The 13,018-nt window shown below is 56.7% G+C and carries 14 protein-coding genes; 12 read left to right on the top strand and 2 right to left on the bottom strand.

The genetic code is table 11. From position 1 onward, the window contains the following. Window positions 1–61: 61 nt before the first annotated feature. From bchC to BUA85_RS10180, 12 genes are all read left to right on the top strand, one after another. Entirely contained in the window at window positions 62–1,000 is a 939-nt protein-coding gene (gene bchC / locus BUA85_RS10235) for a chlorophyll synthesis pathway protein BchC (protein WP_072900825.1), read from the top strand. After that, window positions 997–2,004, top strand: a complete 1,008-nt coding sequence (locus tag BUA85_RS10230; protein ID WP_072900824.1) for a chlorophyllide a reductase iron protein subunit X — start codon at window positions 997–999, stop codon at window positions 2,002–2,004. The genes bchC and BUA85_RS10230 overlap by 4 nt, the downstream gene beginning before the upstream one ends. Beyond that, window positions 1,991–3,571, top strand: coding sequence for a chlorophyllide a reductase subunit Y (gene bchY, locus BUA85_RS10225; RefSeq protein ID WP_072900823.1), 1,581 nt, complete (start codon window positions 1,991–1,993; stop codon window positions 3,569–3,571). The genes BUA85_RS10230 and bchY overlap by 14 nt, the downstream gene beginning before the upstream one ends. After that, window positions 3,571–5,031 carry a chlorophyllide a reductase subunit Z gene (bchZ, locus tag BUA85_RS10220; protein WP_072900822.1) on the top strand — a complete coding sequence of 487 codons (1,461 nt, stop codon included), beginning with the start codon at window positions 3,571–3,573 and terminating at the stop codon, window positions 5,029–5,031. Before bchY ends, bchZ begins: the two co-directional genes overlap by 1 nt. Then, window positions 5,028–5,252, top strand: coding sequence for a cytochrome PufQ (pufQ, locus tag BUA85_RS10215; protein ID WP_072900821.1), 225 nt, complete (start codon window positions 5,028–5,030; stop codon window positions 5,250–5,252). The genes bchZ and pufQ overlap by 4 nt, the downstream gene beginning before the upstream one ends. 122 nt (window positions 5,253–5,374) lie before the next feature. Next, entirely contained in the window at window positions 5,375–5,530 is a 156-nt protein-coding gene (gene pufB / locus BUA85_RS10210) for a light-harvesting antenna LH1, beta subunit (RefSeq protein WP_072900820.1), read from the top strand. A 15-nt stretch (window positions 5,531–5,545) separates the two neighbouring features. Further along, on the top strand, window positions 5,546–5,701 hold the full coding sequence (gene pufA, locus BUA85_RS10205) for a light-harvesting antenna LH1, alpha subunit (protein WP_072900819.1): 156 nt from the start codon (window positions 5,546–5,548) through the stop codon (window positions 5,699–5,701). Window positions 5,702–5,808: 107 nt separating this feature from the next. Next, entirely contained in the window at window positions 5,809–6,639 is an 831-nt protein-coding gene (gene pufL / locus BUA85_RS10200) for a photosynthetic reaction center subunit L (protein ID WP_072900818.1), read from the top strand. Between the two features lie 14 nt (window positions 6,640–6,653). After that, window positions 6,654–7,568, top strand: a complete 915-nt coding sequence (gene pufM, locus BUA85_RS10195) for a photosynthetic reaction center subunit M (protein WP_072900817.1) — start codon at window positions 6,654–6,656, stop codon at window positions 7,566–7,568. A gap of 12 nt (window positions 7,569–7,580) precedes the next feature. Continuing rightward, window positions 7,581–7,814: an RC-LH1 core complex protein PufX gene (gene pufX, locus BUA85_RS10190; protein ID WP_072900816.1), complete on the top strand. Its 234-nt coding sequence runs from the start codon at window positions 7,581–7,583 to the stop codon at window positions 7,812–7,814. Between the two features lie 193 nt (window positions 7,815–8,007). Then, window positions 8,008–9,924 carry a 1-deoxy-D-xylulose-5-phosphate synthase gene (dxs, locus tag BUA85_RS10185; protein WP_072900815.1) on the top strand — a complete coding sequence of 639 codons (1,917 nt, stop codon included), beginning with the start codon at window positions 8,008–8,010 and terminating at the stop codon, window positions 9,922–9,924. 94 nt (window positions 9,925–10,018) lie between these two features. Further along, on the top strand, window positions 10,019–11,305 hold the full coding sequence (locus tag BUA85_RS10180) for a DMP19 family protein (RefSeq protein ID WP_072900814.1): 1,287 nt from the start codon (window positions 10,019–10,021) through the stop codon (window positions 11,303–11,305). Here BUA85_RS10180 and idi read toward each other — a convergent pair. Together idi and BUA85_RS10170 are read right to left on the bottom strand one after the other, a co-directional pair. Further along, on the bottom strand, window positions 11,302–11,838 hold the full coding sequence (idi, locus tag BUA85_RS10175) for an isopentenyl-diphosphate Delta-isomerase (RefSeq protein ID WP_072900813.1): 537 nt from the start codon (window positions 11,836–11,838) through the stop codon (window positions 11,302–11,304). The genes BUA85_RS10180 and idi overlap by 4 nt on opposite strands. Beyond that, entirely contained in the window at window positions 11,835–13,016 is a 1,182-nt protein-coding gene (locus BUA85_RS10170; protein ID WP_072900812.1) for a geranylgeranyl diphosphate reductase, read from the bottom strand. The genes idi and BUA85_RS10170 overlap by 4 nt, the downstream gene beginning before the upstream one ends. Window positions 13,017–13,018 lie beyond the last annotated feature (2 nt).

Raw genomic sequence — 13,018 nt, 5'->3', positions numbered from 1 at the left:
TAGGACAGAATGTCGCACCCTGTCGCACTGCGATGGGACAAGCAGACAAAGGGAGAAACCGTTGCAAACAAAGGCTGTCGTGCTGAGTGAGCCCGGGAAAATAGGGCTTCAATCGGTGGGAATCACATCTCCGACACCGCAGGATATTGTGGTGGAGATTCGCCATTCTGGCATCTCAACCGGCACGGAAAAGTTGTTCTGGTCCGGTGAAATGCCGCCTTTTCCGGGAATGGGCTACCCTTTGATCCCCGGGTATGAAGCCTCTGGAGAGGTGGTTGAAGCTGGTTCGGACAGCGGATTCCGCGTTGGTGAAACGGTCTTTGTTCCCGGCGCGAATTGCTATGACGGGGCCTATGGCTTGTTCGGCGCGGCATCGAAGACACTGATCACACCGGCATCGCGCGTCACACGTATCGACGGCGCGACGGGCCCAGCGGGTGCGCTTTTGGCTTTGGCGGCAACAGCACGGCACGCGATGGCGGGTTCGGGTAAATCCGTGCCTGACCTGATTGTGGGGCACGGTGTTCTGGGCCGTCTTCTGGCGCGGCTCACAATCGCGGCTGGTGCGCCTGCGCCGACTGTTTGGGAAATTGATCCGCGTCGCACCGGTGACGCCGAGGGATACTCCGTTACAAATGCCGATGAAGATGAACGGCGCGATTATACCTCTATTTATGACGCGTCAGGTCAGTGCGATCTGCTGAATCAGCTGGTTGGCCGGATGGCCAAAGGTGGAGAGGTTGTTCTTGCGGGCTTTTACAAAGAGCCGCTGCACTTCGCCTTCCCGCCGGCCTTTATGAAAGAAGCGCGCTTCCGCATCGCTGCGGAATGGGATGCCGACGATATGACCGCAACCCGTGCTTTGGTCGAAGGCGGCACGTTGCGCCTTGACGACCTGATCACCCATACCGCCGACGCCGCTGATGCCGCCTCTGCCTATGAGACGGCTTTCACCGATGCCGACTGCCTAAAAATGATCCTGAACTGGGGAACCGCATGAAGGACGAAGTGCCAAATCTGAAAGACTTCGATCAACGTCTGCGGGACGAGGCGAAGATCGAACCAACGTTAGAGGTGCCGCAGGGCGAGCCGACGTCGAAAACGCAGATTATCGCGATCTATGGCAAAGGCGGGATCGGGAAATCCTTCACGCTCGCGAACCTCAGCCACATGATGGCAGAGCAGGGCAAGCGCGTTCTTTTGATTGGGTGTGACCCCAAATCAGACACAACAAGCTTGCTGTTTGGCGGCAAGGCCTGCCCAACGATTATTGAGACCTCAGCGAAAAAGAAGATCGCCGGGGAAGAAGTGAAGATTGGCGACGTTTGCTTCAAGCGCGGTGGCGTCTTTGCGATGGAACTTGGCGGGCCAGAGGTTGGTCGCGGCTGCGGTGGACGTGGGATTATCCACGGCTTTGAGCTGTTGGAAAAGCTTGGTTTCCACGACTGGGATTTCGACTATGTCCTCCTTGATTTCCTAGGCGACGTGGTTTGTGGCGGCTTTGGCCTGCCGATTGCGCGGGATATGGCGCAGAAGGTGATTTTGGTCGGATCGAACGACCTACAATCGCTCTATGTGGCGAACAACGTGTGCTCCGCCGTCGAATACTTCCGCAAGCTGGGCGGCAACGTCGGCGTTGCCGGTCTTGTGATCAACAAGGACGACGGAACGGGTGAGGCGCAAGCCTTCGCAAAGGCCGTCGATATACCGGTTCTGGCCTCAATCCCTGCGGATGACGACTTGCGGAAGAAATCCGCGAATTACCAGATCGTGGGCACGCAGAAGAAAGGCCAATGGGGCGATATGTTTGCTGGTTTGGCAGACGCCGTAGCTGGCGCGCCACCCACACATCCAACTGCCTTGGATCAAGATGGACTGTTGGCGCTTTTTGATGCGGAAGAAACCGGCGCAGATTTTGTTCTGGAACCCGCCACCGACTCTGACATGCGCGGCAAGAACGCGAAACCTAAAGAATCACTGGAGGTCATTTATGACGACGCGTGAGGGTTTCGAAGTTGGCTACGACGCCAGCGGGGAAATCCAGATCATAGAAGGTGTCACACCCGAAGCCTCCGAGGTTGTGCAAGAGACCGCGCTTGATGGCGGCTGCACGGCTGGCGCTGCGACGATGGAAGCGGCGGCGCGCAAGGCTGGAAAATCTGACATCTTGGATCAATTCGCGAAGGACTATCCGCAAGGACCCCATGATCAACCGCAGAGCATGTGCCCTGCGTTCGGGTCTTTGCGCGTAGGTCTTCGGATGAAGCGGGTCGCGACGGTTTTGTCCGGCTCTGCGTGCTGCGTTTATGGCCTGACTTTCGTGTCGCACTTCTATGGTGCGCGGCGGTCTGTTGGCTACGTGCCCTTTAACTCTGAAACGCTGGTGACGGGGCAGCTCTACGAAGACATTCGCGATTCTGTGCATGAAATGGCCGATCCCGATCGGTATGACGCAATCGTCGTCACCAACCTGTGCGTTCCAACCGCGTCTGGCGTGCCGCTTCGGTTGCTACCGAAAGAGATCAACGGAGTGCGCATCGTCGGCATTGATGTGCCCGGCTTTGGAGTTCCAACCCACGCTGAGGCGAAAGACGTTCTTGCGGCCGCGATGCTCAATTATGCGCGTGAAGAGATCGCAGCAGGCCCGGTTCAGGCACCCGTTGGTGGCAAATCTGATCGCCCAACAGTCGCGCTGTTGGGAGAGATGTTCCCAGCCGATCCGATGATGATCGGTGCGATGCTTGGCCCGCTTGGCTTGGCTGCTGGTCCGGTTGTCCCAACCCGCGAATGGCGCGAGCTTTATGCGGCGCTCGATTGCGGTGCAGCAGCTGCAATCCACCCGTTCTACACCGCTACGGTGCGTGAATTCGATGCGGCTGGCCGTCCTGTCGTTGGCTCTGCACCAGTGGGCTACGACGGTACGGCGGATTGGTTGGCTCGGATTGGGGATACATTCAATGTCCCAACGGCCCAAGTTGCTGGTGCACAAAACGCATTCCTGCCAAAGATCAAAGAGGCGTTGGCCACCGTTCCAATCAATGGCACGATCACGCTTTCTGGCTATGAGGGGTCAGAACTCCTCGTCGCGCGTCTGTTGATCGAAAGCGGCGCTGACCTGCCCTATGTCGGCACGGCTTGCCCGAAAACGCCTTGGTCTGCCGCGGATGCGGAGTGGCTGGAAAGCAAAGGCGTGAAGGTGAAGTTCCGCACCTCGCTTGAGGACGATATTTCTGCCGTTGACGCGATCAAGCCGGATTTGGCGATTGGCACAACACCGGTTGTGCAACACGCGAAAGAGGCAGGCATTCCGTCGCTTTATTTCACCAACTTGATTTCTGCGCGCCCCTTGATGGGCCCAGCAGGTGCTGGTTCACTTGGTCAAGTTGTGAACGCAGCCATCGCCGGAAAAGAAAAGATGGACGCCATGCGCACCTTCTTTGAGGGCGTTGGCAACGAAGACACTGCAGGTGTTTGGGAAGGCGCGCCAAATGTGCGCGAAGACTTCCGCGCGCAACACCAAAAGAAACTCGATAAGGCCAAGCGCGCCGCAGAAGCAGCGAGGATGATCTGATGCTAATCACCGATCATGATCGTGCGGGCGGATATTGGGGCGCTGTCTATGCGTTCTGCGCTGTAAAGGGCCTGCAGGTCGTCGTTGACGGGCCTGTTGGATGCGAAAACTTGCCGGTGACATCCGTGTTGCATTACACCGACGGGCTGCCACCTCACGAACTACCGATCGTTGTCACCGGCTTGTCTGAAACCGAGATGGGCGAAGGTACTGAGGACGCAATGAAGCGGGCTTGGGATACGCTTGATCCGGCTTTACCAGCTGTTGTTGTCACCGGCTCCATCGCGGAAATGATCGGTGGCGGTGTGACGCCACAGGGCACGAACATACAACGCTTCTTGCCGCGCACCATTGATGAAGATCAGTGGGAATGCGCAGACCGCGCGATGACGTGGATTTTCACCGAGTTCGGCATGACCAAAGGTCGGATGCCGCCCGAAAAGAAGCGCGAAGAAGGTGCAAAGCCACGGGTGAACATCCTCGGGCCGATGTATGGCACGTTCAATATGCCGTCCGATTTGGCGGAAATTCGCCGTCTTGTTGAAGGCATCGGGGCTGAGGTCAATATGGTGATGCCGTTGGGTGCGCATTTGGCTGAGATGCGCAACTTGGTGAATGCGGACGTGAATATCTGCATGTACCGCGAGTTTGGGCGCGGCTTGGCTGAGGTTCTTGGCAAACCGTATTTGCAAGCACCGATGGGTTTGAACAGCACCACGAAATTCTTGCGCAAATTGGGTGACTTGTTGGGGATCGACCCAGAGCCGTTCATCGAGCAAGAAAAGCACTCCACGATCAAACCGGTTTGGGATTTGTGGCGCTCTGTCACGCAGGATTTCTTTGCCACCGCCGAATTCGCGGTTGTTGCGAATGAAACCTACACGCGTGGTCTGAGGAATTACCTCGAAAATGATCTTGGCTTTCCTTGCGCCCTTGCTGTTGCGCGGTGCCGTGGCAAGAAAACCAACAACGATGAGGTCCGCGAGCTGATCCATCAGAAACGGCCCTTGGTTGTTTTCGGATCGATCAACGAAAAGATGTATCTGGCGGAGATGTCAGGCGGTCACGGACCATCGCCATCCTTCATTCCGGCGAGCTTCCCAGGCGCGGCAATCCGTCGGGCCACTGGGACGCCGTTCATGGGCTACGCGGGCGCGACCTATGTGCTGCAAGAAGTGTGCAATGGGCTCTTCGATAGTTTGTTCCATATCCTGCCGCTTGCCTCCGACATGGACGCAACAGACGCCACACTGACACCGCTGCGCCGCGACTTCCCTTGGGATGAGGACGCGCAAGCCAAACTAGATGAGATCGTGGCCAGCCACCCGATCCTGACCCGAATTTCAGCAGCGAAAAAGCTGCGGGATGCTGCTGAACGCGCAGCGCTCGACGCTGGCAACGACCGGGTGGTCCTAGAGACCGTCGAAACCCTTGAATCTGTCTCGGGAGGACAAAGATGACTGATTTTACGACGGACACGCCGATCGCGCGCGAACGCGCGGCACCGCCAAAGCGGGAATACTACGCGTATTTCGGGATCATCTTCCTCGCGACTTTGCCGCTGGCGATCCTCACTTGGGGCCTAAGCGCCGCGCGCCAGATGTCGCTTCCTGAAAAGGGACCAATCGCAAAGGCCTGGTCACAGGCCCGTATCATAACGCCGCACATTTTCCATGGATGATGTGTTGGCCAAAGCATTCGTCACTCCCCCCCGGGGTGACGGATTAGGGCAGGGGATGAGCCCCTGTCGTAACCCGGCCGCGGGGGGTGCGCGGCGTCAGTTCATAATTTTGGAGACAAAACATGGCTGATAATTCCGACCTGTCTTTCACAGGTTTGTCCGATGAACAGGCGCAGGAACTGCACGCTGTTTACATGAGCGGACTGTGGGTCTTCGTAATGATCGCAGTTGTCGCTCACGTACTCACGTACATCAAACTGCCTTGGTTCGGCTGGTAAGGAAGGAGATCGCACATGGCTCAGTTCTACAAGATCTGGCTGGTCTTCGACCCACGCCGCGTTTTCGTGGCGCAGGGCGTTTTCCTGTTCCTGCTGGCAGCGATGATTCACCTCGTCCTGCTAAGCAACGACAGCACCAACTGGTTCACGCTCGCGTTTAGCGCAAGCTGACCACTGGTTGCTTTCTAAGACTTTGCTGCGGGCGGGCCGCTCGCCCGCAGCACACCAAAGACTATTAACGGCAGGTCGCCTGACTTGTCATTGAATGGAGTAGGAAGATGGCACAGCTCAGCTTCGAAAGAAAATACCGCGTCCGAGGCGGGACGCTGGTCGGCGGTGATCTGTTCGACTTCTGGGTGGGGCCATTTTACGTTGGCTTCTTCGGGGTCACGACGTTCTTTTTCGCCGTCCTAGGGACAATTCTGATCTTCTACGGTGCGAGCCAGGGACCAACCTGGAACCCGTGGTTGATCTCTATTGACCCACCGCCGCTTGAATATGGTTTGGGCATTGCGCCGCTTATGGATGGCGGGCTTTGGCAGATCATCACATTATGCGCAATCGGTGCATTCGTGAGTTGGGCCTTGAGAGAGGTTGAGATATGTCGAAAACTCGGGATGGGCTATCATGTGCCCTTCGCGTTTTCGATTGCAATCCTTGCCTATGTCACACTTGTTGTGATCCGTCCGGTGCTTTTGGGCGCATGGGGGCACGCCTTCCCCTATGGCATCTTTAGCCACCTCGATTGGGTCAATAATGTGGGCTACGCCTACGGCAACTTCCACTATAACCCGGCGCATATGGTTGCGATTACGTTCTTCTTTACGACGTGTCTTGCCCTCGCTCTGCACGGTTCGCTCGTTCTATCGGCAGTGAACCCGGGCAAAGGTAAAACCATCGCGTCCCCTGATCACGAAGACACCTATTTCCGCGATCTCATCGGCTATTCGATCGGGCCACTTGGCATCCACCGCCTTGGTCTGTTCCTCGCCCTGAATGCCGTTTTGTGGTCTGCGATTTGTATCGTGATCTCTGGCACCATCTGGTTCGACGAATGGATCGTCTGGTGGGATTGGTACTATGAGCTGCCCTGGTGGGTGGATCTATAAGGAGGATATGAACAATGGCTGAATATCAAAACATCTTCACCCAGGTTCAGGTCCAAGGTCCTGCCGAGATGGGTGTGAATGAGGCGGAGTTCCGCACGAAGTCCGCCAGCTTCTCCAAGCTCTTCGGTTGGTTTGGCAACGCGCAGCTCGGACCGGTTCATCTGGGAACCTTCGGTGTCGTGTCACTGGCAACTGGCTTGATGTGGTTCTTCATCGTCGGGATCAACTTCTGGATCCAAGCGGGCTGGTCCCCTGGCGTTTTCCTTCGTGACCTCTTCTGGTTCTCACTTGAGCCGCCTGCACCAGAGTACGGCCTCGGGATGGCCCCGCTTGAAGAAGGCGGTTGGTGGCTGATCTCTAGCTTCTTCTTGCTGGTCAGCGTTTGCAGCTGGTGGATCCGCACATATCTGCGGGCAGAAGAACTCGGCATGGGCAAGCACGTTTCTTGGGCTTTCGCCTCTGCGATCTGGCTGTTCCTTGTACTGGGTCTGATCCGTCCGATCCTGATGGGATCTTGGTCCGAAGCTGTGCCCTATGGCGTCTTCTCGCACCTTGATTGGACGAACCTGTTCTCCATCACGCATGGCAACCTGTTCTACAATCCGTTCCACGCATTGAGCATTGCGTTCCTTTATGGCTCTGCTCTCCTCTTTGCGATGCACGGTGCGACAATCCTCGCTGTCAGCCGCTTCGGTGGTGAGCGTGAGATTGAACAGATCGTTGACCGCGGGACGGCCTCTGAACGCGCGGCACTTTTCTGGCGCTGGACCATGGGCTTCAACGCCACAATGGAAGGCATACATCGCTGGGCGTGGTGGTTCGCAGTGCTGACAACGCTCACCGGCGGTATTGGCATCCTTCTGTCCGGCACGGTCGTCGACAACTGGTACGTCTGGGCGCAACAGCACGGCTTCGCGCCGCTCAACTGAGGAGATTGAACTATGGAAGACGACAACATCCTCAACCTCGAAGGGCGCACACGACTGTCAGCTGACATCACGCTCTTGATGCTGAAAGGCGCAGGTTACGCGGCGGTCTTGGTCCTAGCCATCTGGCTGGTGATCGCAGTGATCGCAGGCATTGGCCGCGCCCTTCCCGAGGATAGCCGCAACACCCCTGACCCGATCAACAGATCGTCGTTGGAGTTGCTGGAAACCCCGATCAACATCGGGTGACGAGATTGGGCCGGGCACGCATCGCGACGCCTGCCCGGCCTTCCGCCATCGGGCCGCCCTCCCTGGTAGGTCCGGTACCAGAGGGGTCCACATGACCCTTCTAGTTCCCTTCCTGTTGGCTACAGGAACTGGCGTCGCAGGCAGCCCTCACAAGGGTCTGTACTGCGACGTCATCTTTTTTCGGGGGTAAGCCATGACCAACACACCATTCCTAGACCGCATCAACGGACCTGCTGACCTAAAGGGGTTCGCGGATCGAGACCTCGCCGCCCTCTCTGACGAACTACGGCAAGAGGTGATCCAAGCGGTGTCGCAAACCGGCGGGCATCTGGGATCATCGCTTGGGGTGGTCGAGCTATCGGTTGCGATCCACGCGGTTTTTGACACGCCGCGGGATAAACTGATCTGGGATGTTGGCCACCAGTGCTACCCTCATAAGATTTTGACCGGCCGCCGCGACCGCATCAACACGCTACGGCAAGAACGCGGCTTGTCGGGCTTCACGAAACGCAGCGAGTCTGAGTACGACCCGTTCGGTGCCGCGCATTCGAGCACGTCTATCAGCGCCGCCCTCGGGTTCACTGTTGGGCGCGATATGGGACAACCGACAGGCGATGCGATTGCTGTGATCGGCGACGGGTCGATCAGCGCGGGCATGGCCTATGAAGCCATGAACAATGCTGGGGCCGAGGGGCGCCGCCTGTTTGTTATTCTCAACGACAATGAAATGTCGATCGCGCCGCCTGTTGGCGCGATGTCGAAATACCTCTCTGGCCTTTACGCGTCACCGTTTGGGGAAATGCAGAAAATGGCCGAAGGGTTCGAGGCCGCACTGCCCGGACCGCTCCGTGACCACGCGCGTCGGGCGCGTCAGCTGGTGACAGGGGCCACCCAAGGCGGCTCCGGCACATTATTCGAAGAACTTGGCTTTAGTTACGTCGGTCCAATTGATGGGCACGACATGTCTCAGCTTTTGCCTGTTCTGCGCGCTGTGCGGACCCGTGCTGTTGGCCCTGTGCTGATCCATGTCTGCACCGTAAAGGGCAAAGGCTATGCGCCGGCTGAAAACTCGGCTGACAAATACCACGGTGTCAGCAAGTTTGATGTCGCCAGCGGCACGCAAAACAAATCCCGCCCCAATGCGCCAAGTTATACAAAGGTGTTTGGAGAGGCTCTACTCAAAGAGGCGGAAGACGATCCAAGCATTGTCGCCGTTACCGCCGCAATGCCATCTGGCACCGGCGTTAACATCATGGCCGACCGTTACCGCAACCGCGTCTTTGACGTTGGCATCGCTGAACAACACGGTGTGACCTTTGCGGCCGGTATGGCAGCCAGCGGGCTGAAACCGTTCTGCGCGATCTATTCGACGTTTTTGCAGCGCGGATACGATCAGATTGTCCATGATGTTGCGTTGCAAAACCTGCCCGTGCGGTTTGCGATCGACCGTGCCGGTCTTGTGGGTGCCGATGGCGCTACCCATGCTGGTGCCTTCGACATCGGTTATCTTGCGGCGTTGCCCAATATGGTTGTGATGGCTGCCGGGGATGAAGCTGAACTGATGCATATGGTGCGCACCTCCGCCGCTTACGACGAGGGCCCGTCCGCCTTCCGCTATCCACGTGGTGAGGGCGAGGGTGTTTTGATGCCGGAGCGCGGCGAGATCCTAGAGATCGGCAAAGGTCGGATCGTGGAAGACGGCGAAGACGTCGCGGTCCTTTCGTTTGGCGGTCACCTTGGCGAATGTCGGAAAGCGGTGGAGCTGCTTAAGCAACAAGGTCTCAATCCAACCCTTGCAGATGCACGTTTCGCCAAGCCACTGGATACCAATATGCTGCGGCAGCTGGTCAAATCTCACAAAGCGCTGGTGACTGTCGAACAAGGATCTCGTGGCGGTTTTGGTGCGATGGTTCTGCATGAGCTCGCCAACGCCAGATTGTTAGATGGCTCCTGTCAGGTGAGGACGATGACCTTACCGGACCGCTTTATCGATCAAGCCTCGCCGGATGCGATGTATATGGATGCTGGCATGACTGCTGTGGACATTGCCGCGATGGCGGCAGAGGCGCTTGGGCGGAAAGTGACCGACGAAACGCTTCAAATCGGCTGACGATCGTTTCCAAAAGTTGCCCAATCGGTGTCACAAAGACACCCATAAAATTAAGCATATTCGATCCATTAGCGTGGATGGGAGCATCGATATTATGCTTAAAGCTCTTTTGAATAAGGCGAAAACGGCGTTTGAGTCGAAGTCAGAATCGCCAAAGCCAATTGCGGCACAACCGAAGTATCAGCAGCATCTGGACCTTATTGTTGTTCCAGAGTCCGCAATGGATGCTTTTCCGGATGATCCTAATCCGCTTGTGGACGCGATGGTAAACTATGTGAACTTCCTGACCCAACAGGCGCAGTTCAATCGGTTCGAAATTTCTGCTGAAGCGATCCAAGCTTACCACGTTGATTATTACCTCGCGCAGGTCAAAAACGGCGGACACGCGCAGTTTGTTGGCAATTCGGGGGCCAACCTAGCCTACACGCTGGCTGATGTGATTGACGGCTTGAAGGCGATGAAAGCTTTTGATCACCTCGCCCTGGCTGAGAAGATGTCAAAATGGGTTGCAGAGAACCCAGAGGACGCAGACGCACAAACGGGAGCGGAAGGTGGCATCGCGCCGGAACTCGCCGCCCTGGATAACCCGTTCTATGAGCTTGAGAAGGCACATCCGCTTCGCCCAATCATGGCCGAATGGATTGCGAACCTTGAAGTATTGCAAGCCGTTGACGATCGCATGATGCCACGCGTTCTTCAGGGGATCAAAACGCTCAACCCGAACCTGCGGACCCGCCAATCAAAGACTCATATCGCAAAACTGGTGAACCAATTGAGCAACCCTTTGTTTCTTGGTTTGGGCATGGCAGGGGCGAAAGCCGCAAAGATCGAACCCTTGTTGCAAGTCGGAACCGGCTCAAACCGGAACGTGGATGGCCAAAACACGATGACGTGGTTTGTGCAAACGACTGAAGGCAAGCGATTTGGCCTTTCAACCGAAACAGGGGTTGAGCTGCGTGAGTATGTCGATCCGAACGGCGAGACTCTTCCAGTGAGCTTGAAGGACACAAGCCTTGATCACATCACGTCGTTTGTTCCAGTTGAGGTTGGCAATGTTGTGAACTCCGTGACCCACGCGGAAATTGACGCGACGAAAGCTGTCTGCGCAAAGCTGAATGCACCGATTGCGATTGAGATGCTCCTCGCAAAGCTGCCAGAAGATACCGAGGCTGATTATGTGTCCGTCCGTAGCACAGGTCAGAGCCTCGAAGACCAATTGGGCGCCTCTATCTATGTTGTCTGCAACCAAGGCTCAGTCGCATATTCCGCTATTGTCGAGGAAAGCGGTGCGCGGCTTTTGACAGAGCCTTCGCATGACCTTTTGGTGCAAGTGTCTGCGGTTGAAATCTCAGAGTTTATCGAGGGTTTGCAGGCCGCTTAACCCGCCTGCATCGCGTGCCCAAAAATTGAATCGGCATGCTCAGCGAGATAGATTTGCAGCCATGGGGTAAACAGCTCTGGCTTGCGTTTCACCTCTGCCGTTAGGTCGTAGTAGTCCACCCAGCGCGTTGCCATAACCTCATCAGGGTTGGGATTGATTGCCAGATCATCTGGCGCATTGGCGAGGTAAATTTCCGCAACCTCGTGCTCGATCAACCCATTTCCGACATCGGCGCGGTATTCGACCTGTCCGCGATGGCTGGGGTAGAGCCCCTTAATCCCAAGTTCATCGTCCAAGCGACGCACAGCGCAGTCGGAGGGGTCTTCGTTCCAATTTGGATGGGTGCAGCAGGTGTTAGCCCACAAGCCCGGCGTATGATACTTGCACATCGCTCGTTGCTGCAGAAGCACGCGCCCTTTGTTCATCACAAACACGCTGATCGCCTTGTGCTTTAACCCCTTCTGATGAACCAGAAGTTTCTCAACAGGAGTCAGGACACCATCGACCCAGGCGGGGATCACGGTCTTCGTCATGTGCGCATCGGTGATACCAACCGCGTTAGGTGGGCAAGGTTCTTTATGCCGATTTTAATGTGCGCCATAGGACGTGCCTTCACCAATTTTTTGTTCATATAGGCTTCAAACGTTAGCTTTTGAACGTCTATGTCATGGCAAAGCGATACAAAACGTTCCCGCCGTTCATCGGAGCGGTAATAGGCGTTCTGCATCGCACCAAGCACACGGAACACCTGCTTGTGCTCTTTCATGAACATCTTGCGGGCCAACATCAAATCCTGAACCCGGCCTGAGGCCAGTGTTGCCGCCGCAGCCGTCGCCGCAACGCGCCCGCCAACCATGGCATAATAGATGCCTTCACCCGATGAAGGTGCGACAACGCCAGCCGCGTCGCCCGCCAAAACAACGTCTTTCCCATTGTCCCAACGATCCAGTGGTTTCAGCGGGATAGGCGCGCCTTCTTTTCGAATGGTCGGGCAATCGGCCAAGCCTGAGGCGTCCCGCAAAGCTGCGGTTGCTTCTTTCAGGTCCACGCCATCCACGCCCGTACCCATGCCTACGCTGGCAGATTTACCATGCGGGAAAACCCAGCCATAGAAATCGGGGCTGATCTCTCCGTCGTAGATCACATCGCATCGTTTGGGATCATAGGTGCCCGTTGGCCCCGGCGCTTCGATGATCTCATGGTAGGCGATCACGTAAGGAATTTTATCTCCGCCCGGCACCTCTGCCTTGGCTACATTCGACCGCGCACCATCCGCTCCGATGATGAGCTTACAGCTCAGCCGTTGTTCGTTGCCACTGATCTTGTCACGGAACACCACATGGGTGCCGTCGGTATCCCGCTCGATCCGCTGGAACGTCCCCGTATAGCGATGGGCACCGGCTTCCTTAGCCCGGACCCGCAGAAATTCGTCGAAATGTTCGCGATCCACCATGCCGACGTAGCCATTCTCAATCGGGATATCGACGCTGCGCTGAGTGGGGGAGATCATCCTTGCGGTGCTGATCTTGGCGACGATCTGGTCGTCTGGAATGAAGAAATCTTGGATGAGCCGCGGAGGCACCGCGCCGCCGCAAGGCTTGATCCGACCGGCGCGGTCAATCATCGCAACCGTGTGGCCAGACCGAGCGAGGTCTTCAGCCGCGGTTGTGCCTGACGGGCCACCGCCCACAACAACAACATCATAGATCATAG

The sequence above is a fragment of the Cognatiyoonia sediminum genome, from assembly GCF_900129845.1.
Lineage (GTDB): Bacteria > Pseudomonadota > Alphaproteobacteria > Rhodobacterales > Rhodobacteraceae > Cognatiyoonia > Cognatiyoonia sediminum.
Note: the sequence above shows the minus strand (reverse complement) of the source record. Positions and strands in the feature narration are given on the sequence as shown.

Excerpts from the sequence above, each read along its gene's own strand:
- pufM (WP_072900817.1), top strand. The coding sequence starts at position 6,654 with ATGGCTGAATATCAAAACATCTTCACCCAGGTTCAGGTCCAAGGTCCT.
- pufL (WP_072900818.1), top strand. The coding sequence starts at position 5,809 with ATGGCACAGCTCAGCTTCGAAAGAAAATACCGCGTCCGAGGCGGGACG.
- BUA85_RS10180 (WP_072900814.1), top strand. The coding sequence starts at position 10,019 with ATGCTTAAAGCTCTTTTGAATAAGGCGAAAACGGCGTTTGAGTCGAAG.
- pufQ (WP_072900821.1), top strand. The coding sequence starts at position 5,028 with ATGACTGATTTTACGACGGACACGCCGATCGCGCGCGAACGCGCGGCA.
- pufA (WP_072900819.1), top strand. The coding sequence starts at position 5,546 with ATGGCTCAGTTCTACAAGATCTGGCTGGTCTTCGACCCACGCCGCGTT.
- pufX (WP_072900816.1), top strand. The coding sequence starts at position 7,581 with ATGGAAGACGACAACATCCTCAACCTCGAAGGGCGCACACGACTGTCA.
- BUA85_RS10170 (WP_072900812.1), bottom strand. The coding sequence starts at position 13,016 with ATGATCTATGATGTTGTTGTTGTGGGCGGTGGCCCGTCAGGCACAACC.
- dxs (WP_072900815.1), top strand. The coding sequence starts at position 8,008 with ATGACCAACACACCATTCCTAGACCGCATCAACGGACCTGCTGACCTA.
- BUA85_RS10230 (WP_072900824.1), top strand. The coding sequence starts at position 997 with ATGAAGGACGAAGTGCCAAATCTGAAAGACTTCGATCAACGTCTGCGG.
- bchZ (WP_072900822.1), top strand. The coding sequence starts at position 3,571 with ATGCTAATCACCGATCATGATCGTGCGGGCGGATATTGGGGCGCTGTC.
- bchY (WP_072900823.1), top strand. The coding sequence starts at position 1,991 with ATGACGACGCGTGAGGGTTTCGAAGTTGGCTACGACGCCAGCGGGGAA.
- idi (WP_072900813.1), bottom strand. The coding sequence starts at position 11,838 with ATGACGAAGACCGTGATCCCCGCCTGGGTCGATGGTGTCCTGACTCCT.
- pufB (WP_072900820.1), top strand. The coding sequence starts at position 5,375 with ATGGCTGATAATTCCGACCTGTCTTTCACAGGTTTGTCCGATGAACAG.